Genomic DNA, 19,874 nt, shown 5'->3' with positions numbered 1-19,874 from the left:
CACACCTTGTTGAAACCTTCCTCCAACGAAGTCCGGTTAAGTGCGCGCCAATGCGTAACGTCGCGCTTTTCAGCCTGCTGGTCGCCGCCCTGCCGCTTGCCGCGCAGGCCCGGCCGCCGGTGGTGGTCGAACTCTACACCGCCCAGGGGTGCGCCTCCTGCGGCGAGGCGAACGCCTATGTCGGCAAGCTGGCCGACCGGCCCGGCGTGCTCGCCCTGACCTTTCCGGTGGACTACTGGGACTATCTCGGCTGGCCCGACACCTTCGCCAAACCCGAATTCGCCGAGCGCCAGAAGGCCTATGTGGCCCGCCTGGACCTTCGGGAGCCCTATACGCCCCAGGTGGTGGTGGACGGCCGCGCCCAGGCCGGCGGCCTGCAGACCGAGAAGATCGACAAGCTGGTGGCCGACGCCGCCCAGGCGCCCCGCCGCGCCCCGGACATGGCCTTCATCGGCCAGCGCCGGGTGGACGTGGGCTTCGGCGCGGTCCCCCGGGGCGGGGCCGAGGTCTGGGTGATCCGCTATGACCCGCGCGAGCAGGACGTCACCGTCCGCAAGGGCGACAACAAGGGCCAGACCGTGCCGCACAGGAATGTGGTGGTGCAGATCAAGCGCCTGGGCCCCTGGCGCGGCCAGCCCACCGCCTACCGCCTGCCCCAGGCGCCCGCCGAGGGCTTGGCGACCGCGGTCCTGGTCCAGGGACCCCACGGCGGCCGGGTGATCGCCGCGGCTCAGCGGGACTGACGTCCCGCCCAGGGCGCCGACGGCCCGCCATATCTCAACGCCCAGTAGAGTCGGACGCCCTCATCGTTCGGCCGTGCTAGGAGGACTTCGAGCCGCAGGACATAGAAGAGACAGGTGGCGCGTTGCTGGTCGTCGTTCCATCGGGCGGCGGGAAGCTCGGCGGCCGCTAGGAAGTGGTCCAGACTCTCCTCAGACGGCAGCGCCTTGGCAGCTTCCAGGTTGAGAGCGTTCAGAGCTTCCGGGTCCGGCGCATCGGGTGGCAAAGATGGATGGGTCGCCGTCTGCTCAATGATGTCGGCAGTGATTTGTCCCATCCGTTGGAGGTACGGATCGACAATGAGCTCCCTGGGGCCGCGCGGGAGCTCCTTCGCCATCCCGATCGCGAGCATGCAGGCACGGGGACTTTGGGCGAGGCCCGCTCTTGCGCGATCAAGCCCCAGCTGCATGATCGCCCGGACGTTTTGGTTGTTGGCCTTCGGATACTCTCGATCAATGACCTCGTCGCGCACGGCCGTGAACGCCGGGACGATGTCGGCGGCGAGCTTCTGGGGCGAGACTTGGTCAATGGAGCCCTTCGCCAGGGAGGCTTCAACGGCGGCGTCGACCATTCGTTTGAAGTCGGCCGGATAGAATTTCTCGATGGCGCGGGCGTCTGGCCACACGCGCATCCCGTCCGCGAGGCCCGCGGCGAAGTCGGCGCGCTCGGCGGGTCCGATTGGAAGGGTCTTTGACGCCCCTGAGGCGCCGCCAGGCGCGGCCAGGCCAAGGACGAGGCAGAGTGTGAGGTAAGATTTCCGCATCAAGCCCCCAGATCCCATTTCGGCATGAGCCTAAAGGCGCAGGCGAATTCGGCAACTGGTGGTCGCGCTCGACCTCCAGACATGACGAAGCCCGCACGGTGGAGGGGGGGATGCCGTGCGGGCTCGTCTTGGGGCTCTTACTTGGAGAGAGCTAGGTGTCGGCTGGCCGAAGCCCGCGATCCAGGGGGGCTGGGGGGGCTGTTCAGGATCCGGGACCAGCGAGGTTCCGACCAACCGACAATGACTTTATCGCCGCCGCATCAGGCGGCGGCTGGGCCGGATTAAGGTCTTTTCACGGCGCAAGGTTACGGTTGTTTTAGAATGGCCCGAGGCGTTGCAGGCGGGACACGCCGGCCCGTACGCGCAGGCATTTGTCGAATGGCGCGGATTGGGTCTAACCTCCGCCTTGCATGGCGTTGGATCAGCCCCACCACACCCCCTCGGCCGCGAGCGTCTTCTTCGAGCGCCGCGAGTTCCAGCGCATCCTCAACCTCTATGGCCGCATGGTCGCCGCCGGCGAGTGGCGCGACTACGCCATCGACGCCCAGACCGAGGCCTGCTCCTTCTCGGTGTTCCGCAAGGCCACCGAGGCGCCGCTCTACCGCATCGAGAAGCGCCCGGCCCTGGCCCAGCGCCAGGGGGCCTGGTCGGTGATCGGCCAGGGCGGGGTGATCCTCAAGCGCGGCCACGATCTGGACCAGGTGCTGCGGGTCTTCGACAAGGGCCGCTTCAAGGTGGTGGAATAGCCAAACAAAAACCCCGGCGGTTTCCCGCCGGGGCTCTCGAAGGTCGATCCTGGTCGGGCCTTAGCGGCGGCTGCCGAACAGGGCGAGCAGGAACTGGAACATGTTGATGAAGTCCAGGTACAGCTGGAGCGCGCCGAAGTTGGTGGCCACGCTCATGGCCGACTCGTTCCCGCCCAGCTCGTAATAGGTCATCTTCAGGCGCTGGGTGTCGTAGGCCGTCAGACCCGCGAAGATCAGCAGGCCGACGACGTTGATCAGCAGCGCCATCACCGAGTTCTGCAGGAACATGTTGATCAGCATCGCGCCGATCAGGCCCCAGGCGCCCATGATCAGGAAGCTGCCGAAGCCGGTCAGGTTCTTCTTGGTGGTGTAGCCCACCAGGGAGAGGGCGCCGAAGGCCGTGGCCGTCAGCAGGAAGGTCGAGGCGATGGAGGCGCCGGTATAGCGCAGGACCAGCACGCCCATGGAGGCGCCGATCAGGCTGACGATCGCCCAATAGGTGATGCCCGCCGCCTTGGGGGTGACGTTCTTGGTGAAGGAGGAGAACAGGATGACCGCCAGCGGGGCGAAGGCCACCACCATGCCCAGGATCGAATAGCCCACCCGGCCATTGGCCACGGTGAACATCAGATCGCGGACCGGGGCGAAGGATCCCGTCAGGTAGGCCAGGCCGGCGGACACCAGGAGGCCCACGGCCACCTTGTTGTAGACGCCGAGCATGAAGCTGCGAAGTCCCGCGTCCACCGACATGTCGGCGCGATCCGCGGGGATCGTGCGAGCAGCGCCGCGGTTGAAGTCGCTCATCTGAGCATAGCCCTTTGTTGCAACGCCCCAGGTGGGCGCACCTCCGAATATCGGGTTCCGCGAGCCTCAGCGCAAGCGGGCGCCCGATTACGATTGCGTCAGGCGATCTTGCCCTGGTCCGGAGGGGGCTTAGGCTGGGCCCATGATCCGCCTGTTCGCCGCCGTCGCCGTCCCGCCCGAACTGGGGGAGGGGCTGCAATCCCGCCAGACCGGCCTGGCCGGCGCGAACTGGCGGCCGCTGGAGGCCTTCCACATCACCCTGCGGTTCTTCGGCGACGTGCGCGAGGACGTGGCCGACGACCTGCACCTGGAACTGGAGCGCATCCTCGCCGCCCCCATGACCCTGGAGCTGGAGGGGGTCGGCTCGTTCGGCGAGGGCCCCGAGTCGCATGCCGTCTGGGCGGGGGTAAGGGAGAGCGAGGCTCTGCGCCGCCTGGCCAAGGCCTGCGAGACCGCCGCCCGGCGCGCCGGCCTGGCCCCCGACAGCCGCGCCTATCGGCCCCACGTGACGCTGGCCTATCTGCGCCGCCCTGATCCCGCCGAGGTCGTGGCCTGGCTGGCCGCCAACGCCCTGCTGAAGTCGCCGCCCTTCCAGGTCAGCCACTTCGGGCTCTATTCCAGCAAGCTGCTCAGCGGCGGGTCGCGCTACCAGTTGGAGCAGATCTACCGCCTGCGGTGAGCCAACCCGCCGGGATGGGCGGTGTCAGGCCTTGACCGCGTAGTCCTTGAGGATCCCCAGGGGCACGATGGCCAGGGTCTCCTCGTGGGTCGCCTCCAGCACCAGGTGCGGGGCGGCGCCGGCGTCCAGGGCCTCCTTCCAGCGCGGCGCGCAGAGGCACCAGCGGTCGCCGGGCTTCAGGCCGGGAAAGGCGTAGTCCGGGACCGGGGTGGAGAGGTCGTTGCCCATGGATTTCGAATAGGCCAGGAACTCGGCGGTCATCACGGCGCAGACGGTGTGGATGCCGGTGTCCTGCGGCCCGGTCTCGCAGCAGCCGTTGCGGAAGAAGCCGGTGACGGGATCGAGCGAGCAGCTCTGCAGCTCGCCGCCCAGCACGTTTTTTGCATCCTCGTCGTATCGAATGGTCATGGGGCCATCCTAGCCCTTAAGAGGGGGGATCGCCCATGCAAAACGGAGCCCGCCCGTGATCGCCGCCCGGCCTCGCCGCAGCGCCCTCTACATGCCCGCCGCCAACGCCCGGGCCATCGAGAAGGCCCGCGACCTGGCCTGCGACGTGGTGATCCTGGACCTGGAGGACGCCGTCGCCCCCGACGCCAAGGACCTCGCCCGCGACCAGGCCGCGGCCGCGGTGAAGGCCGGCGGTTTCGGCCGCCGCGAGGTGGTGATCCGGGTCAATGGCCTCGACACCCCCTGGGGCGCCGCCGACCTGACCGCGGCCGCCGCCGCTCGTCCGGCCGCCATCCTGGCGCCCAAGGTCTCCAGCCCCGCCGACGTGGCGGCCTATGACCGGGCGCTGACCGGCGACACCCGCCTGTGGGTGATGATCGAGACCTGCGCCTCCCTGTTCGCATTGAACGAGATCGCCGCCTGCGCGGCCGCCAGCCGCCTTGAGACCCTGGTGATCGGGACCAACGACCTGGCCAAGGAGATGCGCTGCCGGCTGACCGTCGAGCGCGCGCCCCTGGCCGGCCCCCTGTCCCTCAGCGTCGCCGCCGCCCGCGCCCACGGCCTGACCATCCTGGACGGCGTCTTCAACGGCATCGAGGACGATGAGGGCCTGGCCCGCCAATGCGCGCAAGGCGCCGAGTTCGGCTTCGACGGCAAGACCCTGATCCATCCCAGGCAGATCGAGGCGGCCAACACCGCCTTCTCTCCGGCCCCGGACGAGGTCCAGTGGGCGCGCAGAATTGTCGAAGCCTTCGATTCGCCGGAAAACGCCGCTAAGGGCGTGCTTCGCGTCGAGGGACGCATGGTGGAGCGGTTGCATCTGGCCGAGGCGCAGCGTCTGATCGCTGTGGCCGAGGCGATCGCCGCGGCGTGAGGCAGGATTTGGAAACCCGGGTGTCGAGAATTGGACGGATCGCGGCGCTCCTGGCGACCGTGACCCTGAGCGCGCCGCCGGCCCTGGCCCAGGAGGCCGACCCCATCGGGGCCCTGCTGGAGCAGACCCAGACCGCCCCGCCCCCGGAGCCCGCCGCGCCCGCCGCCCAACCGCCGGCCCCCGCGGCCGAGACGCCGGCCGTCTCGCCCCCGCCCTCGGCCCCGCCGCCGGTGAGCACCGCCCCGCCGCCCGCCGCCTATACGCCGCCGCCGGCCGCCTACACCCCGCCGCCGGTCTACAACCGGCCGCCGGTCCAGGCGCCTCTGCCCTATGTGACGCCGCAGCCCTATGCGCCGCCGGCCTACACACCCCCGGCGTACACGCCGCCGGCCTACGTCCCGCCGGCCACGCGCCGGCCGCAGCTCACCGCGCCGGTCCACATCGACGAGATCGGCAAGACGCCCGAGGGCCCGCCCACCGCCACCGACCTGAACTACGAGGCGCGCATGCGCTCGTCCTTCAACTCCGCCCAGGGGATGCAGGGGCCGCTGGACGGGGCCTGGAGCCTGCGCGCTGGCGGTTCGGAACTCTATGACCTGCAGCTGGTGGACACCGGCAGCGGCAGCCTCGAGGGCGCCTGGCGCGATCCGCGGCGGCGCGGGGCGGTGGACGCCTCCGGATTCATCGATTCCATCAGCCGGGTGGGCGGCCAGCTGACCATCCGCATCACCCCCCGGCCCGGCGCCGAACCCTCCATCATCATGCTGAGCGCCGATGTGAATGGAAGCTGGTCGGGCGAACTCAACGAACGCGGCGAGCACCGCTCGGTGACCCTGCGGCGGAACTAGAGCCCCAGCGCCCGCCGCGCGGTCTCGATGGCGTAGGCCGCCACGTCGGCGGCGTAGGGCTCAGCGGTTCCAAAGCCCCAGACCGGCCCGGGCCAGGCCGGATCGTCCCGCCGGCGGCCCACCACATGGACGTGGAGCTGCGGCGTCACATTGCCCAGGGCGCCGACGTTCAGCTTCTCCACCGGCACGCCCAGCGCCTCTCCAAGCACCTGCAGGGCCCGGCCCGCGCGGACGATCTCCTCCATCAGCACCGCCCGGTCGCCGGCCGCCAGGTCCTCCAGCTCCCGCAGCCGCTCGCCCCGGGGAATCAGCACCAGCCACGGATAGCGGGCGTCGTCCTGCAGGCGGACCTGGCAGAGGGGAAGGTCGCCGATCGCATGCGAGGTGGCGACGAAGGCGGGGTCGATCTCATCCATGACGCAGGATGACCACGCGTCCGCGCCGCGGCAAAGGGCCTAAACTCCGCGCGCGGCATTGCGGCAGGGCGGTGGTTTGAGCTACGGGGACCCCCGACCTGGCGTACCTGTCGTCCCGCCACAGCAATCGGAGCAGCTCCATGACCACCAAGACCCCCATCCGCGTGGCGGTCACCGGCGCGGCCGGCAATATCGGCTACGCCCTCCTCTTCCGCATCGCCTCGGGCGAGATGTTCGGCAAGGACCAGCCGGTCATCCTGCAACTGCTGGAAATCCCGGTCGACGGCCCGCAGAAGGCCCTGAAGGGCGTGGCCATGGAGCTGGAGGACTGCGCCTTCCCGCTGCTCCAGGACATGGTCCTGACCGGCGAGGCCGAGGTGGCCTTCAAGGACGTCAATTGGGCCCTGCTGGTGGGCTCCAAGCCCCGCGGCCCAGGCATGGAGCGCGCCGACCTCCTGAAGGACAACGGCAAGATCTTCATCGCCCAGGGCAAGGCCATCGACGCCGTCGCCGCCGACAACGCCCGCGTGGCGGTTGTGGGCAACCCCTGCAACACCAACGTGATGATCGCCGCCAGCCAGGCCAAGCGTCTGCCCAAGGACCGCTTCACCGCCATGGTGCGCCTCGACGAGAACCGCGGCCGCGCCCAGCTGGCCAAGAAGGCCGGGGTCTCGATCAACGAGGTCAGCGAGCTGTTCATCTACGGCAACCACAGCCCCACCATGTTCGCCGACTTCACCCACGCCAAGATCGGCGGCAAGGACGCCGCCTCGGTGATCGGTGACGAGGCCTGGCTGAAGACCGAGTTCCTGCCCACCGTCGGCAAGCGCGGCGCGGCCATCATCGAGGCCCGCGGCCTGTCCTCGGCCGCCTCGGCCGCCAACGCCCTGATCGACCACGTCCGCGACCTGAACACGGTCGGCGCCATCCACTCGGTCGCCGTCAACAGCGAGGGCCGCTATGGCTTCGCCGACGGCGTGTGGGCCGGCATGCCGGTCAAGACCACCGCGCCCGGCGCCTACGAGGTGCTGACCAGCTACGAGATGGACGATTTCGCCAAGAGCAAGATCGCGCTGACCAATGACGAGTTGGTGGGCGAGCGCGACACCGTGAAGGACATGCTGGGCTGAGCCCCGATCTCAGCCCACCGGGGCTGAGGTTTCCGCGACCGCTTGATGGACCCCGCTCGGCGCAGGCCGGGCGGGGTTTTCCTTGGGCGAAAGCTGGGCGATGCGCGCCTCGTAGAGGCTGGCCAGGGCCTCGGGCGAGGTCTTGGCGGCGGCTTCGCGGGCGGCCAGCCAGCGGGCCTGGTCGCGGGCCAGGGCCGGATAGGCGACCCCCGACGACAGGGCGCCGCGATAGGCCTGGGCCATCCGGCGGTCGGCCTGGGCCAGGGCCGGGTCGACGCAGACCATCTGGTCGGCCAGGGTCCGGGCCGTGTGGCAGTCGAAGCTCGGCGCCTCGACATAGGCCGCGTCCACCACCTCCCCGGTCGCCGCGACGGCGGGGTCGGCGGGGGAGACCCCGACATCCATCAGGCTGGTGGGGGGCGCGATCGTCTCCTCGGGCTTGGCCAGGACGATGCGGACCTGCTGGGGGGCCGGCGCCGCGGCGACCGGGCGGGGAGCGGCCTGGCGCAGGGCCTGGGCCGCGGCGCGGCGGTCGACATCGGCCCGCAGCCAGAGGCCCAGGCCCATGCCCATCACGCAGGCGACGCTGACCGCCGCGGAGATGTGGACCGGATTGATCTGCAGGTGGGGGTGGGCGGTCTCGGCCGGGATGGGCCGGAAGATCATCGGGGTTTCGTGGAACTCCGGCGCGCGTTGGCGAAGGAGGCTAAGGGGGGAAAACATGGTGAACGTCCTGGCGTATTCTGGTCCGCCGCGGTCGCCCCGGATTGTCCCCGATGTGCGCCCGCCCTCTCGAACCGACGCCGATACCCATATTGGGGTTAACCTGAATTGTGGCTGAACGGCGCCGTTAATTTCGCGTCTGGATAGAACGTTCTTCAACCCAGGGGGGATGCCTCAGCGCTCCTCCGCCGCCAGGGACACCTCGTCGTTCAGCTCCTGGATGCGCTGGTCATAGAGGTCGCTCACCGCATCGGGGGCGTCGCGGGCGGCGTCCTCCCGGGCGTCCAGCCAGCGCTGCTGTTGCCGGCGCAGGCGCCAGGCCGGGATGCCGGAGTCCAGGGCCCGGCGCCAGGCGGTGGCCAGCCGGCGGTCCTGGGCGGCCAGGGCGGGATCCTCGCAGATCAGGGTCTCGGCGGCGCTGGCCGCGCCGGCGCAGTCGAAGCTGGGGCCGCGGGCGGGCGGCCGGGCCGGGGGCGCCTCGACCTGGCGGACGGGGATCGGTTCGGCGGCCGGCGCCGGGGCGGCGACCCGGGGCGCCTTGATCCCCGCCGGCAGCAGCTCCAGCTTGCCGCCCTGGACGGCGGGCAGGGGTTCGTCGCGGTCGATCTCGATCTGCATCTGGCTCACCGGCTGCATCGAGCCGGGCGCACGGGTGTCGGCGGCCAGCTGCGGCCGCGCCAACAGGCCGAAGGCCAGGCCCAGGACGCAGGCTCCGCCAACCCCGGCCAGGACCATGGGCTTGGCGAAGACGGCCTTGGCGCCGCGCGGCGGCGGAAGAACGGTGGAGCTCGGAGGGGTCTCGATGGTCATGGCGCGTCTTCCTGGTCCCAGCCTCCCTGAATCCCCGAGGCGTCCTATCGTTGCGGCGGGCGCCTGAACCGCGACTGAACCGGCCGTTGATATGCCTGGCCGCCTGCCGGTATGTCGGCTGTCCACAGGAGACATCCATGACCGCCATCGGCCCGACCCTGGAAACCGAGCGCCTGATCCTGCGTCCGCCCTGCGCCGCGGACTTCGCACCCTGGTGCGCCTTCATGGCCGACGAGGAGGCCGCCCGGCACATCGGCGGGCTGCAGACGCCCTCGGTGGTCTGGCGGGCCCTGTGCTCGGTGACGGGCGCCTGGACCATCAGCGGCTTTTCCATGTTCAGCGTCATCGAGAAGGCCACCGGGGACTGGGTCGGCCGCCTGGGTCCCTGGTATCCCGAGGGCTGGCCGGGAACCGAGGTCGGCTGGGGGATCGTCCGCGACCGCTGGGGCAAGGGCTATGCGACGGAGGGGGCGATCGCCTCGACGGACTGGGCCTTCGACAACCTCGACTGGCATGAGGTGGTTCACACCATCGACCCGGCCAACACCGCCTCGGCCGCGGTGGCGAAGCGTCTGGGCTCGACCATCTTGCGCCAGGCCGCGATGCCCGCGCCATACGAGCACCTCACGGTCGACGTCTGGGGGCAGAGCCGGGACGACTGGATGGCGCGCAGGGCCTCCCGCTAGATCCAGCCGGCCTCACGGATGATCTTGGCGTAGGTGCGGCTGACCGGGACCTCGGAGCCGTCCTTGAGGGTGAGCGTCGCTCGCCCGTCGCCGCGCCGGGCGTCGGCCACCGCGTCGCGGGCCACCCACCAGGAGCGGTGCACCTGGGCGCCCTCGATCCCCTCCAGCTCGGCCACGGCGTCGGCCAGTCGCATCAGGATCAGGTCCTGGCCCCTGGAGGTGTGCAGCCGCAGGTAATGGTCCTGCGCCTCCACCGCCCAGACCTCGGCCCCCCGCAGCTTCAGGGGCAGGCGCTCCAGGAATTTGGGCGGGGTCGGGTCGCCGGTCTCCCGCGCGCCGGTCTGGCTCAACAGATAGGCGTGGCGGTTCAAGCCGACGGCTAGGGCGGTGAAGGCCTGACAACAGACAAAGGTCACCGCGACATAGGCCGGGAGATCTTCGATCATGGGGGCGCTGTGGGGGACCACATAGGTCGAGCCCCACACGAAGGCGCCCATGAACGGGGTCATGACCGTGGCGGAGATCGCGCCCTGCAGCCACCGGCGGGCGTTCAGCCCCGGCAGCATCCTGACCGTGCCGCGAAAGCACAACAGGCCCAGGATGGCGCCGATCCAGGCCATCGGCAGGGTGTAGGCCAGCCTCAGGATCAGGGGGCTTCCCATGGTCCCGAAGGCGCCGATGAACGCCAGGAAGCCGCCGACCGCGCTCGACCCGGCCAGGGTGCGCGCGACCGTGGCCCAGGTCACGGGGTCCGCCCGCGAAGCGTGAACGGCGGGCGGCCGCGATTGGCGCAGGCGACCTGTCATCCGACGCATTGGCCTTTGCGCATGGGGGGCCCCGGTCTCCACACAGCGTGACAGGAACGGGCCGTGTCGAAGCGGCCCTCAACACGCGGAGATAAAGGATGTCGCAGGTTTCGCAAATCTCGGGCCCCGAGCGGACGCAATGGGTGCGCCGTGCGGCCCTGGTGATCGGAGTCCTGGCCCTGGTGGTGACCCTGGCCCCCTATGCCGGCGGCATGGTCCGAATGGCCGCCCGGGGCCACCTGCACGCCCCCGATCTGCCCCTGCTGGCCGCCCAGCCCCTGGTGATCAAGCTGCACATCGCCGGCGCGGTGGCGTCCCTGCTGATCGGGGCGCTGCTGATGACCCAGCGCAAGGGCGCGATCTTCCACCGCACCGCCGGCTGGCTGTGGGTCGCCGCCATGTCCCTGGTGGCCGGCTCCTCCATCTTCATCACCGGGCTCAACGGCGATCACTGGTCCCTCATCCACCTGTTCACAGGCTGGACCCTGATCGCCCTGCCCATCGCGGTGATCGCCGCCCGCCGCCATGTAGTGAAGACCCACCGCCGCTTCATGATGGGCCTGTTCTACGGCGGCCTGGTGATCAACGGCTTCATCGCCTTCATCCCCGGCCGCACCATGTGGAACCTGTTCTTCGCGTGACCCCCGCGACGTCTTGGTTTGGTCAAGCTTCGGCCATGATGCGCGCAGAGGGGAGAGGCGTCTCTCCTCCAGGCGTCAGCCATGGCCGACTTCATCTTCCACGATCCCTCCGGCCGCCGGGCCCGGCGCGCCGAATTGGCGGGGGGGCTTGGCCTGGCCCTGCTGGCGGCCCTGGTGGCGGCCTTCTTCGCCACCCTGGCCTTCGCCCCCACCCTGCCGGCCCTGCACCTGAAGGATCCCCGGGTGCTGCGCGGCCTGCACGTGGAGACCGCCCACCGGCTGAGGGGCCATCGCGCCTGGACCCGGGTGCCCCATCCCCGCCACCCCGGCGTGGCCGGCCCCGCCCGGCCGCTGAACGTCGGCTTCTACGTCTCCTGGGACGAGAGCTCCCGGGAGTCCCTGGCCCGACACGTCGAGGCCCTGGACGTGGTGGCCCCGCAGTGGATCGCCCTGGACGGCCCCCGGGGCCGGCTGACCCTGACGGCCGACCCCCAGGCCGAGGCCATCATCAAGGGCGCCCGCAAGCCGCCCTCCCTGCTGCCGGTGGTGCACAACGCCCAGGACTCGGTGTGGAACGGCCCGCAGGCCGACGCCGTGATCCTCGATCCCGCCGCCCGCCACGCGCTCACCGCCAACCTGACGGCCCTGGCCAAGGCCCATGGCTACGCCGGCTACGTCTTCGACCTGGAGAACCTGTCGCCCCGGGCGGCGGCGGCCTATCCGGCCTTCCTGGCGGAGGTCCGCGCGGCCCTGAAGCCCCAGGGGCGCGAGCTCTGGGTCACCGCCCCCTTCGCCGACGACTCCTGGCCCTTGAAGCGGCTGCAGGCCGCCGCCGACGTCCTGGTGCTGATGGCCTACGACCAGCACTGGGGCACGGGCGACGCCGGTTCGCCGGCCGGCCAGGCCTGGTTCCAGACCTGGACCGCCGAGCGCCTGGGCCGGCTCGATCCCGCCCGCACCATCCTGGCGTTGGGCGCCTACGGCTATGACTGGACCCTGCCGGCCCCCGGCAAGCCCGGCCGGGCGGAGGCGGTGACCTTCAACGAGGCCACCCAGCTCGCCCACGACGCCGGCGCCTCGGTGGCCATGGACCCCGACGCCCTCAACCCGACCTTCGCCTATGCGGACGACGCCGGCGCCCGGCACGTGGTCTGGTTCCTCGACGCCGCCACCCTGCACAACCAGCTCCGGGTCGCCGACCCCTACCATCCCCTGGGCTACGCCCTGTGGCGGCTGGGGGCGGAGGATCCCGACGTCTGGGGCCTGCTGCCCCACGCCTATGGCAAGCTCTCCATCCAGGGGCTCGACACCCTCAGCCCCGGCCAGGACGTCAACTTCGACGGAACCGGCGAGGTGCTCCACGTCGCCGCCACCCCCCAGGCCGGCAAGCGGTCCCTGGAGACCGATCCCCGCAGCGGCCTGATCGCGGCCGAGACCTACCAGGTCATGCCCACCTCCTATGTGATCGACCGCTACGGCGCCCGGCCGGGCCTGGTGGCGCTCACCTTCGACGACGGCCCCGATCCCCGCTGGACCCCGAAGATCCTCGACATCCTCAAGGCCAAGCACGCCCCGGCCACCTTCTTCGTGATCGGCGAGAACATGGAGAAGTATCCCAGCCTGGTCCGCCGCGAGGTGACCGAGGGCCAGACCGTCGGCGGCCACACCTGGACACATCCCAACATCGCCGAGGTCCCCAGGCAGGAGGCGCGGCTGGAGCTGAACGCCACCCAGCGCCTGTTCGAGACCCTGACCGGCAAGTCCCTGCGCCTGTTCCGGCCGCCCTATTTCGGCGACGCCGAGCCCTCCACCCCCAGCGAGGTCGAGCCCCTGCTGACCGCCCAGGCCCTGGGCTATCTCACCGTCGGCCTGCGCATCGATCCCGACGACTGGAAGAAGCCCGACGCCAGGCTGATCGTCTCGCGCACCCTCGACCGGCTGGACGACACCGAGCGGGCCGGCCAGGTGGTGCTGCTGCACGACTCCGGCGGCGACCGCAGCCGCACTGTCGCGGCCCTGCCCGAGCTGATCGACCAGCTCCGCGCCCACGGCTACCGCCTGGTGAGCGTGGCCGAACTGGCCGGCATGACCCCGGCCCAGGCCCTGCCGCCGACCTCGCGGACCTCGGCCGAGATGCTGCTGGACCGGGTGGGCTTCGGCTTCTTCCACGGGGCGCAGCTCACCCTGCGCTGGCTGTTCCTCACCGCCATCGGCCTGGGTGTCGCCCGCCTGCTGATGCTGGGGGTCCTGGCCCTGGTCCACCGCGCCGGGATCGAGCGCCGCACCCCGCCGATGAGCGACGGCGAGCAGGGGCCGCCGGTCACCGTCCTGATCCCCTGCTTCAACGAGGAGAAGGTCATCGTCACCTCGGTGGCACGCATCCTCAACTCCAACTGGCCGCGGCTGGAGGTCATCGTCCTGGACGACGGCTCGGCCGATCGCACCGCCCAGGTGGTGGGCGAGGCCTATGCCGACGAGCCGCGCGTGACCCTGATGTCCTTCCCCAATGGCGGCAAGGCCCACGCCCTGAACCGCGGCCTGGCCGTGGCCCGGGGCGAGATCGTGGTGGCCCTGGACGCCGACACCCTGTTTCCCCCCGACACCATCGGCCAGCTCGCCCGCTGGTTCGCCGACCCGCGGGTGGGGGCGGTGGCCGGCAATGCGGTGGTGGGCAACCGCCGCAACCTGATCACCCGCTGGCAGGCCCTGGAATATGTCACCGCCCAGAACCTGGAGCGCCGCGCGCTGGCGGCGCTGGGCGCCGTCACCGTGGTTCCCGGCGCCGTGGGCGCCTGGCGCAAGTCGGCCCTCGCCGAGCTGGGGGGCTATCCCGCCGACACCCTGGCCGAGGACCAGGACCTGACCCTGGCCGTCCAGCGGGCCGGCTGGCGGGTGGAGTTCGATCCCGAGGCGCGGGCCTATACCGAGGCGCCGGAAACCGTGTCGGGCCTACTCAAGCAGCGCTTCCGCTGGTCCTTCGGCACCCTGCAGTGCCTGTGGAAGCACCGGGCGGGCCTGTTCGATCGCCAGCATCCGATCCTCGGCTTCGTCGCCCTGCCGCAGATCTGGCTGTTCCAGATCCTGCTGACCGTGGTGGCGCCCCTGGTGGACCTGGCGGTGGTCTGGAGCCTGGGCGCCTCGGTCTATGCGGCGGTCTATCACCCGGTGCAGTGGTCCCCCGACGACCTGGCCCGGCCGCTGTTCTACTGGGCGGCCTTCATCTTCCTGGACCTCTCGGCCGGCGCCCTCGGCATGGCCCTGGAGCGCCGCGCCCCCTGGAGCGACCTGATCTGGCTGCCGGCCCAGAGGTTCGGCTACCGGCAGTTGATGTACTATGTCGTGCTCAAGTCGATCCGCACCGCCGTCCGGGGCGCCAAGGTGGGCTGGGGCAAGCTGGAGCGCACCGCCAATGTCGCTGCGGAAGGCGTGCGCTAGCTTGTGTTCCGCCTTGAAGAACACCGGCTCGGGCAATTGGACGCGCGCGTATTTTTCTGACCGTGGCGCGGTTGCAACGGTCCGGAACGGCGCTTATACCCCGGCTTCTCGCCGCACTGGGCGGGCCCAAACAGCGCGTTTCGCGACCTCATGAATATACACGAGCATCAAGCCAAAGCCGTCCTCTCCGAGTTCGGCGTGGCGGTCCCGCGTGGTTATCCGGCCTTCACCGTGGAGGAGGCCGTCAAGGCCGCCGAAACCCTGGGCGGACCGGTCTTCGTGGTGAAATCCCAGATCCATGCCGGCGGTCGCGGCAAGGGCAAGTTCGAGGGTCTCGGCCCCGACGCCAAGGGCGGCGTCCGGGTGGTCAAGAGCATCGACGAGGTCCGCGCCAACGCCACCGAGATGCTCGGCCGGGTGCTGGTGACCCATCAGACGGGCCCCAAGGGCAAGCAGGTCAACCGCCTCTACATCGAGGAAGGCGCGGCCATCGCCAAGGAATTCTACCTGTCCCTGCTGGTGGACCGCGAAACGAGCCGGGTCTCGGTCGTGGCCTCCACCGAAGGCGGCATGGACATCGAGGACGTGGCCCATTCCACCCCCGAGAAGATCATCACCTTCTCCATCGACCCGGCGACGGGCGTCTGGAACCACCACGGCCTGAAGCTCTCCAAGGCGCTCGGCCTGAAGGGCGACCTGTCCAAGCAGGCGTCCAAGCTGCTGCGCCAGCTCTATACGGCGTTCCTGGCCAAGGACATGAGCATGCTGGAGATCAACCCGCTGATCGTCACCGCCGACGACCAGCTGCGCGTCCTCGACGCCAAGGTCTCCTTCGACTCGAACGCCCTCTACCGCCACCCCGACATCGTCGCCCTGCGCGACGAGAGCGAGGAGGATCCCAAGGAGATCGAGGCCTCCAAGTTCGATCTCAGCTACATCGCCCTCGACGGCGAGATCGGCTGCATGGTCAACGGCGCGGGCCTGGCCATGGCCACCATGGACATCATCAAGCTCTACGGCGCCGAGCCGGCCAACTTCCTGGACGTCGGCGGCGGCGCCGACGAGGCCAAGGTGACGGCGGCCTTCAAGATCATCATGGCCGACCCCAACGTGAAGGGCATCCTGGTGAACATCTTCGGCGGCATCGCCCGCTGCGACGTCCTGGCCCAGGGCGTGGTGGCCGCGGTCAAGCAGGTGGGCCTGACGGTTCCCCTGGTGGTCCGCCTGGAGGGCACCAACGCCGAGCTCGGCAAGAAGATCATCAACGAGAGCGGCCTGAACGTCATCGCCGCCAACGATCTCTCCGACGGCGCAGAGAAGATTGTCAAAGCCGTGCGAGGGGCCGCCTGATGTCCATCCTCATCGGCAAGAACACCAAGGTCATTTGCCAGGGCCTCACGGGCGCCCAGGGCACCTTCCACTCTGAGCAGGCCATCGCCTTCGGCACCAAGATGGTCGGCGGCGTCACCCCGGGTAAGGGCGGCTCCACCCACATCGGCCTGCCGGTCTTCGACACCGTCGACGAGGCCGTCCGGGCCACCGGCGCCGACGCCAGCGTGATCTACGTCCCGCCCGCCTTCGCCGCCGACTCCATCCTGGAAGCCATAGACGCCGGCGTTCCCCTGGTGATCTGCATCACCGAGGGCATCCCGGTGGCCGACATGATCCAGGTGAAGCGCGCGCTCAGCGGCTCAAAAACCAGGCTGATCGGCCCCAACTGCCCCGGCGTCCTGACCCCGGAAGCCTGCAAGATCGGCATCATGCCGGCCAATATCTTCAAGAAGGGCTCGGTGGGTGTTGTCTCGCGCTCGGGCACGCTTACCTACGAAGCCGTGTTCCAGACCACCCAGGTGGGCCTGGGCCAGACCACGGCCGTGGGTATCGGCGGCGACCCCGTGAAGGGCACCGAGTTCATCGATATCCTCGACATGTTCCTGAAGGATCCGGAGACGGAATCGATCATCATGATCGGCGAAATCGGCGGCTCCGCGGAAGAAGACGCGGCTGAATTCATTAAAAATTCAGCAACCAAGAAGCCTATGGTCGGGTTTATTGCGGGACGCACCGCGCCGCCTGGTCGGCGCATGGGTCACGCGGGCGCGATCATCTCCGGCGGCAAGGGCGGCGCCGAGGACAAGATCGCCGCGATGGAGGCCGCGGGGATCCGCGTGTCGCCGTCTCCGGCGAAGCTGGGCGAAACCCTCCTTGAGGTCCTTAAGAAGGCCTAGGGCGAATTTAAGCGTAGGGCGGTCCGCGCTCGGCTCCTTTGATGAAGCGCCGCGGCCCCCCGGGAAAGCGGACGAAATGGCGGACGACGCAGGTCTGATCAACGAGGTGCTCGCCGAGACCTCCTTCCTCTATGGCGGCAACACCGCCTTCGTGGAGGATCTCTATGCGAAGTGGGCGTCCGACCCCAACGCGGTCGAGCCCTCCTGGCGGGCCTTCTTCGCCTCCCTGCAGGACCGCGCCGACGAGGTGAAGGCCGCGGCGGTGAAGCCCGGCTGGACCCAGAAATCCGCGCCCGCCGCCCGTCCCGACTGGCTCTCGGCCATCGACGGCCTGTGGCCGGCGGTGGAGGCCAAGGTCGGCGCCAAGGTGGCCGAGCGCGCCGCCCCGACAACCACCCCCGAGGCCGTCCGCGCCGCGACCCTGGATTCCCTGCGCGCCATCATGATGATCCGCGCCTACCGGATGCGCGGCCATCTGCGGGCCAATCTCGATCCCCTGGGCATCGCCATCCCGGAGGGCGACGCCACCGAGCTGGACCCGGCCTCCTACGGCTTCACCGAGGCCGACTACGACCGTCCGATCTTCCTCGACTTCGTGCTGGGCCTGGAGACCGGGACGGTCCGCGAGATCCTGGCCATCCTGCGCCGCACCTACTGCAACGACATCGGCGTGCAGTACATGCACATCTCCGACCCGGCCCAGAAGGCCTGGCTGCAGGAGCGCATCGAGGGCCGCGACAAGGAGATCAACTTCACCAAGGAGGGCAAGGTCGCCATCCTCAAGAAGCTGATCGAGGCCGAGGGCTTCGAGAAGTTCCTGCACAAGCGCTTCCCCGGCACCAAGCGCTTCGGCCTGGACGGCGGCGAGGCCATGGTCCCGGCGCTCGAGCAGATCATCAAGCGCGGCGGCGCGCTGGGGGTGAAGGACATCGTCATCGGCATGCCCCACCGGGGCCGCCTGAACGTCCTGGCCGCGGTGATGGCCAAGCCCTACCAGGTCATCTTCCACGAGTTCCAGGGCGGCTCCAGCCTGCCCTCGGACGTGGAGGGTTCCGGCGACGTGAAGTATCACATGGGCGCCTCGTCCGACCGCTCCTTCGACGACAACAACGTCCACCTGTCGCTGACCGCCAACCCGTCGCACCTGGAGATCGTCAACCCCGTGGTGCTGGGCAAGGCCCGCGCCAAACAGGCCAACCTGCTGCGCGAGAACCCGGACTCCGGCCGCACCCACGTCCTGCCCCTGCTGCTGCACGGGGACGCGGCCTTCGCCGGCCAGGGCGTGATCGCCGAATGCTTCACCATCTCGGGCGTGAAGGGCTACCGCACCGGCGGCACCATCCACTTCATCGTCAACAACCAGATCGGCTTCACCACCGCCCCGGCCTTCAGCCGCTCGTCCCCCTATCCGTCGGACGTGGCCCTGATGGTGGAGGCCCCGATCTTCCACGTGAACGGGGACGACCCCGAGGCCGTGACCTATGTCGCCAAGGTGGCCACCGAGTTCCGCCAGCAGTTCGGCAAGGACGTGGTCATCGACATGTTCTGCTACCGCCGGTTCGGTCACAACGAGGGTGACGACCCGACGATGACCTCGCCCTTGATGTACGCCAAGATCAAGGACCACCCCTCGACCCGCGAACTCTATTCCCGCCAGCTGATCGGCGAGGGCGTCATCACCGAGGCCGACGTCGCCGGCTGGATGCAGGAATTCGACGACTTCCTCGACCGCGAGATGGAGTCGGGCAAGACCTACAAGGCCAACAAGGCCGACTGGCTGGACGGCAAGTGGGCAGGCCTGGCCCTGCCCGACGGCGACGACCGCCGCGGCGACACCAGCGTGCCCCTGCAGAAGCTGCTGGACCTCGGCAACCGGATGACCGCCATCCCCGAGGGGCTGGACATCCACAAGACCGTCAAGCGCGCCATCGACAACCGCCGCGTGGCCATCGAGACCGGCGAGGGGCTGGACTGGGGCACGGGCGAGCACCTGGCCTTCGCCACCCTGCTGGACGACGGCTTCCCGGTCCGCCTGGCCGGCCAGGACAGCGTGCGCGGCACCTTCGTGCAACGTCACTGCGACCTGATCGACCAGACCACCGAGGCCCACTACCAGCCGCTTTCCAACCTGCGCCCCGGCCAGGCCCACTTCGAGGTGATCGACTCGGCCCTGTCGGAGGAGGCGGTGCTGGGCTTCGAGTACGGCTTCTCCCTGGCCGACCCCAAGACCCTCGTCCTGTGGGAGGCCCAGTTCGGCGACTTCGCCAACGGCGCCCAGGTGGTCATCGACCAGTTCATCTCCTCGGGCGAACGGAAATGGCTGCGGATGAGCGGCCTGGTCCTGCTGCTGCCCCACGGCTACGAGGGCCAGGGCCCGGAACACTCCTCGGCCCGGCTTGAGCGCTTCCTGCAGCTCTGCGCCGAGGACAACCTCCAGGTCGTCAACTGCTCGACCCCGGCCAACTACTTCCACGTCCTGCGCCGCCAGATGCGCCGGGAGTTCCGCAAGCCCCTGGTGGTGATGACGCCCAAGTCGCTGCTGCGGCACAAGAAGGCGACGTCGCGGCTGGTGGACATGGCCGAGGGCTCGTCCTTCCACCGCGTCCTGCACGACGACGCCGAGCGGGGCGTCAACACCGCCGTCAAGCTGGTGGAGCCCGAGAAGATCCGCCGCGTCGTGCTGTGCTCGGGCAAGGTCTATTACGACCTGCTGGATGCGCGTGAGGAGAAGGGCGTCGACGACGTCTATCTGATGCGCCTGGAGCAGTTCTATCCCTGGCCGGTGAAGTCGCTGTCGACGGAACTGTCGCGCTTCCCCAACGCCGAACTGGTCTGGTGCCAGGAAGAGCCGAAGAACATGGGCGGCTGGACCTTCGTCGACCCGTGGCTGGAGCTCACCCTCGACCGGCTGAAGATCAAGGCCAAGCGCGCCCGCTATGTCGGCCGCCCGGCCTCGGCCTCCACCGCCGCCGGCCAGATGAGCCGGCACATGAAGGAACTCCAGACGTTCCTCGCTGAAGCCTTCGCCTAACCGACCGCCCGAAAGAACAGGAAGAAC

19 protein-coding genes are annotated in these 19,874 nt (G+C 69.6%); 12 read left to right on the top strand and 7 right to left on the bottom strand.

The genetic code is table 11. From position 1 onward, the window contains the following. The first annotated feature begins 50 nt into the window (after positions 1-50). Positions 51-743, top strand: coding sequence for a DUF1223 domain-containing protein (locus ACO06I_RS15420; RefSeq protein WP_421933446.1), 693 nt, complete (start codon positions 51-53; stop codon positions 741-743). On the opposite strand, the gene ACO06I_RS15415 is transcribed toward ACO06I_RS15420, so the two are convergent. Beyond that, entirely contained in the window at positions 731-1,543 is an 813-nt protein-coding gene (locus ACO06I_RS15415) for a hypothetical protein (RefSeq protein WP_421933445.1), read from the bottom strand. The two genes, ACO06I_RS15420 and ACO06I_RS15415, sit on opposite strands and share 13 nt — an antisense overlap. 410 nt (positions 1,544-1,953) lie before the next feature. On the opposite strand from ACO06I_RS15415, the gene ACO06I_RS15410 reads away from it, so the two are divergent. Continuing rightward, the gene (locus ACO06I_RS15410; RefSeq protein WP_421933444.1) at positions 1,954-2,289 is read left to right on the top strand and encodes a DUF2794 domain-containing protein; all 336 of its coding nucleotides are present in this window, start codon (positions 1,954-1,956) and stop codon (positions 2,287-2,289) included. Between the two features lie 60 nt (positions 2,290-2,349). Here ACO06I_RS15410 and ACO06I_RS15405 read toward each other — a convergent pair whose 3' ends face one another. Then, entirely contained in the window at positions 2,350-3,093 is a 744-nt protein-coding gene (locus ACO06I_RS15405; RefSeq protein ID WP_421933443.1) for a Bax inhibitor-1/YccA family protein, read from the bottom strand. Between the two features lie 142 nt (positions 3,094-3,235). Here ACO06I_RS15405 and thpR point away from each other — a divergent pair, with 142 nt between their 5' ends. Beyond that, positions 3,236-3,772: an RNA 2',3'-cyclic phosphodiesterase gene (gene thpR, locus ACO06I_RS15400; RefSeq protein ID WP_421933442.1), complete on the top strand. Its 537-nt coding sequence runs from the start codon at positions 3,236-3,238 to the stop codon at positions 3,770-3,772. A gap of 24 nt (positions 3,773-3,796) precedes the next feature. On the opposite strand, the gene ACO06I_RS15395 is transcribed toward thpR, so the two are convergent. Then, the gene (locus tag ACO06I_RS15395; protein WP_421933441.1) at positions 3,797-4,180 is read right to left on the bottom strand and encodes a DUF2237 family protein; all 384 of its coding nucleotides are present in this window, start codon (positions 4,178-4,180) and stop codon (positions 3,797-3,799) included. A 55-nt stretch (positions 4,181-4,235) separates the two neighbouring features. On the opposite strand from ACO06I_RS15395, the gene ACO06I_RS15390 reads away from it, so the two are divergent. Continuing rightward, entirely contained in the window at positions 4,236-5,093 is an 858-nt protein-coding gene (locus ACO06I_RS15390) for an HpcH/HpaI aldolase/citrate lyase family protein (RefSeq protein WP_421933440.1), read from the top strand. A gap of 20 nt (positions 5,094-5,113) precedes the next feature. Continuing rightward, on the top strand, positions 5,114-5,941 hold the full coding sequence (locus tag ACO06I_RS15385) for a hypothetical protein (RefSeq protein ID WP_421933439.1): 828 nt from the start codon (positions 5,114-5,116) through the stop codon (positions 5,939-5,941). Here the strand turns inward: ACO06I_RS15385 and ACO06I_RS15380 are convergent. Next, the gene (locus ACO06I_RS15380) at positions 5,938-6,357 is read right to left on the bottom strand and encodes an HIT domain-containing protein (protein WP_421933438.1); all 420 of its coding nucleotides are present in this window, start codon (positions 6,355-6,357) and stop codon (positions 5,938-5,940) included. The two genes, ACO06I_RS15385 and ACO06I_RS15380, sit on opposite strands and share 4 nt — an antisense overlap. 140 nt (positions 6,358-6,497) lie before the next feature. Here ACO06I_RS15380 and ACO06I_RS15375 point away from each other — a divergent pair, with 140 nt between their 5' ends. Beyond that, positions 6,498-7,487 carry a malate dehydrogenase gene (locus tag ACO06I_RS15375; protein ID WP_421933437.1) on the top strand — a complete coding sequence of 330 codons (990 nt, stop codon included), beginning with the start codon at positions 6,498-6,500 and terminating at the stop codon, positions 7,485-7,487. A 9-nt stretch (positions 7,488-7,496) separates the two neighbouring features. Here the strand turns inward: ACO06I_RS15375 and ACO06I_RS15370 are convergent, their stop codons facing one another. Together ACO06I_RS15370 and ACO06I_RS15365 are read right to left on the bottom strand one after the other, a co-directional pair. Next, positions 7,497-8,210: a lysozyme inhibitor LprI family protein gene (locus ACO06I_RS15370; protein ID WP_421933436.1), complete on the bottom strand. Its 714-nt coding sequence runs from the start codon at positions 8,208-8,210 to the stop codon at positions 7,497-7,499. 174 nt (positions 8,211-8,384) lie between these two features. Beyond that, positions 8,385-9,020 carry a lysozyme inhibitor LprI family protein gene (locus ACO06I_RS15365; protein ID WP_421933435.1) on the bottom strand — a complete coding sequence of 212 codons (636 nt, stop codon included), beginning with the start codon at positions 9,018-9,020 and terminating at the stop codon, positions 8,385-8,387. Between the two features lie 137 nt (positions 9,021-9,157). Here ACO06I_RS15365 and ACO06I_RS15360 point away from each other — a divergent pair, with 137 nt between their 5' ends. Beyond that, positions 9,158-9,706: a GNAT family N-acetyltransferase gene (locus tag ACO06I_RS15360; protein ID WP_421933434.1), complete on the top strand. Its 549-nt coding sequence runs from the start codon at positions 9,158-9,160 to the stop codon at positions 9,704-9,706. On the opposite strand, the gene ACO06I_RS15355 is transcribed toward ACO06I_RS15360, so the two are convergent. Then, entirely contained in the window at positions 9,703-10,452 is a 750-nt protein-coding gene (locus tag ACO06I_RS15355) for a LytTR family DNA-binding domain-containing protein (protein ID WP_421933433.1), read from the bottom strand. The two genes, ACO06I_RS15360 and ACO06I_RS15355, sit on opposite strands and share 4 nt — an antisense overlap. A gap of 158 nt (positions 10,453-10,610) precedes the next feature. Here ACO06I_RS15355 and ACO06I_RS15350 point away from each other — a divergent pair, with 158 nt between their 5' ends. The 5 genes from ACO06I_RS15350 to ACO06I_RS15330 all read left to right on the top strand — a co-directional run bounded on the left by ACO06I_RS15350 (position 10,611) and on the right by ACO06I_RS15330 (position 19,847). Next, the gene (locus tag ACO06I_RS15350) at positions 10,611-11,153 is read left to right on the top strand and encodes a DUF2306 domain-containing protein (protein WP_421933432.1); all 543 of its coding nucleotides are present in this window, start codon (positions 10,611-10,613) and stop codon (positions 11,151-11,153) included. Positions 11,154-11,234: 81 nt separating this feature from the next. Continuing rightward, positions 11,235-14,588 (top strand): glycosyltransferase, encoded by a 3,354-nt coding sequence (locus tag ACO06I_RS15345; RefSeq protein ID WP_421933431.1) that lies wholly within the window; start codon positions 11,235-11,237, stop codon positions 14,586-14,588. 150 nt (positions 14,589-14,738) lie between these two features. Continuing rightward, positions 14,739-15,938, top strand: coding sequence for an ADP-forming succinate--CoA ligase subunit beta (gene sucC, locus ACO06I_RS15340; protein ID WP_421933430.1), 1,200 nt, complete (start codon positions 14,739-14,741; stop codon positions 15,936-15,938). Beyond that, positions 15,938-16,816: a succinate--CoA ligase subunit alpha gene (sucD, locus tag ACO06I_RS15335; protein WP_421933429.1), complete on the top strand. Its 879-nt coding sequence runs from the start codon at positions 15,938-15,940 to the stop codon at positions 16,814-16,816. The genes sucC and sucD overlap by 1 nt, the downstream gene beginning before the upstream one ends. A 76-nt stretch (positions 16,817-16,892) precedes the next feature. After that, positions 16,893-19,847 carry a 2-oxoglutarate dehydrogenase E1 component gene (locus ACO06I_RS15330; RefSeq protein WP_421933428.1) on the top strand — a complete coding sequence of 985 codons (2,955 nt, stop codon included), beginning with the start codon at positions 16,893-16,895 and terminating at the stop codon, positions 19,845-19,847. Positions 19,848-19,874 lie beyond the last annotated feature (27 nt).

It is taken from the genome of Phenylobacterium sp. (genome assembly GCF_965229015.1).
Classification (GTDB): domain Bacteria; phylum Pseudomonadota; class Alphaproteobacteria; order Caulobacterales; family Caulobacteraceae; genus Phenylobacterium.
Note: the sequence above shows the minus strand (reverse complement) of the source record. Positions and strands in the feature narration are given on the sequence as shown.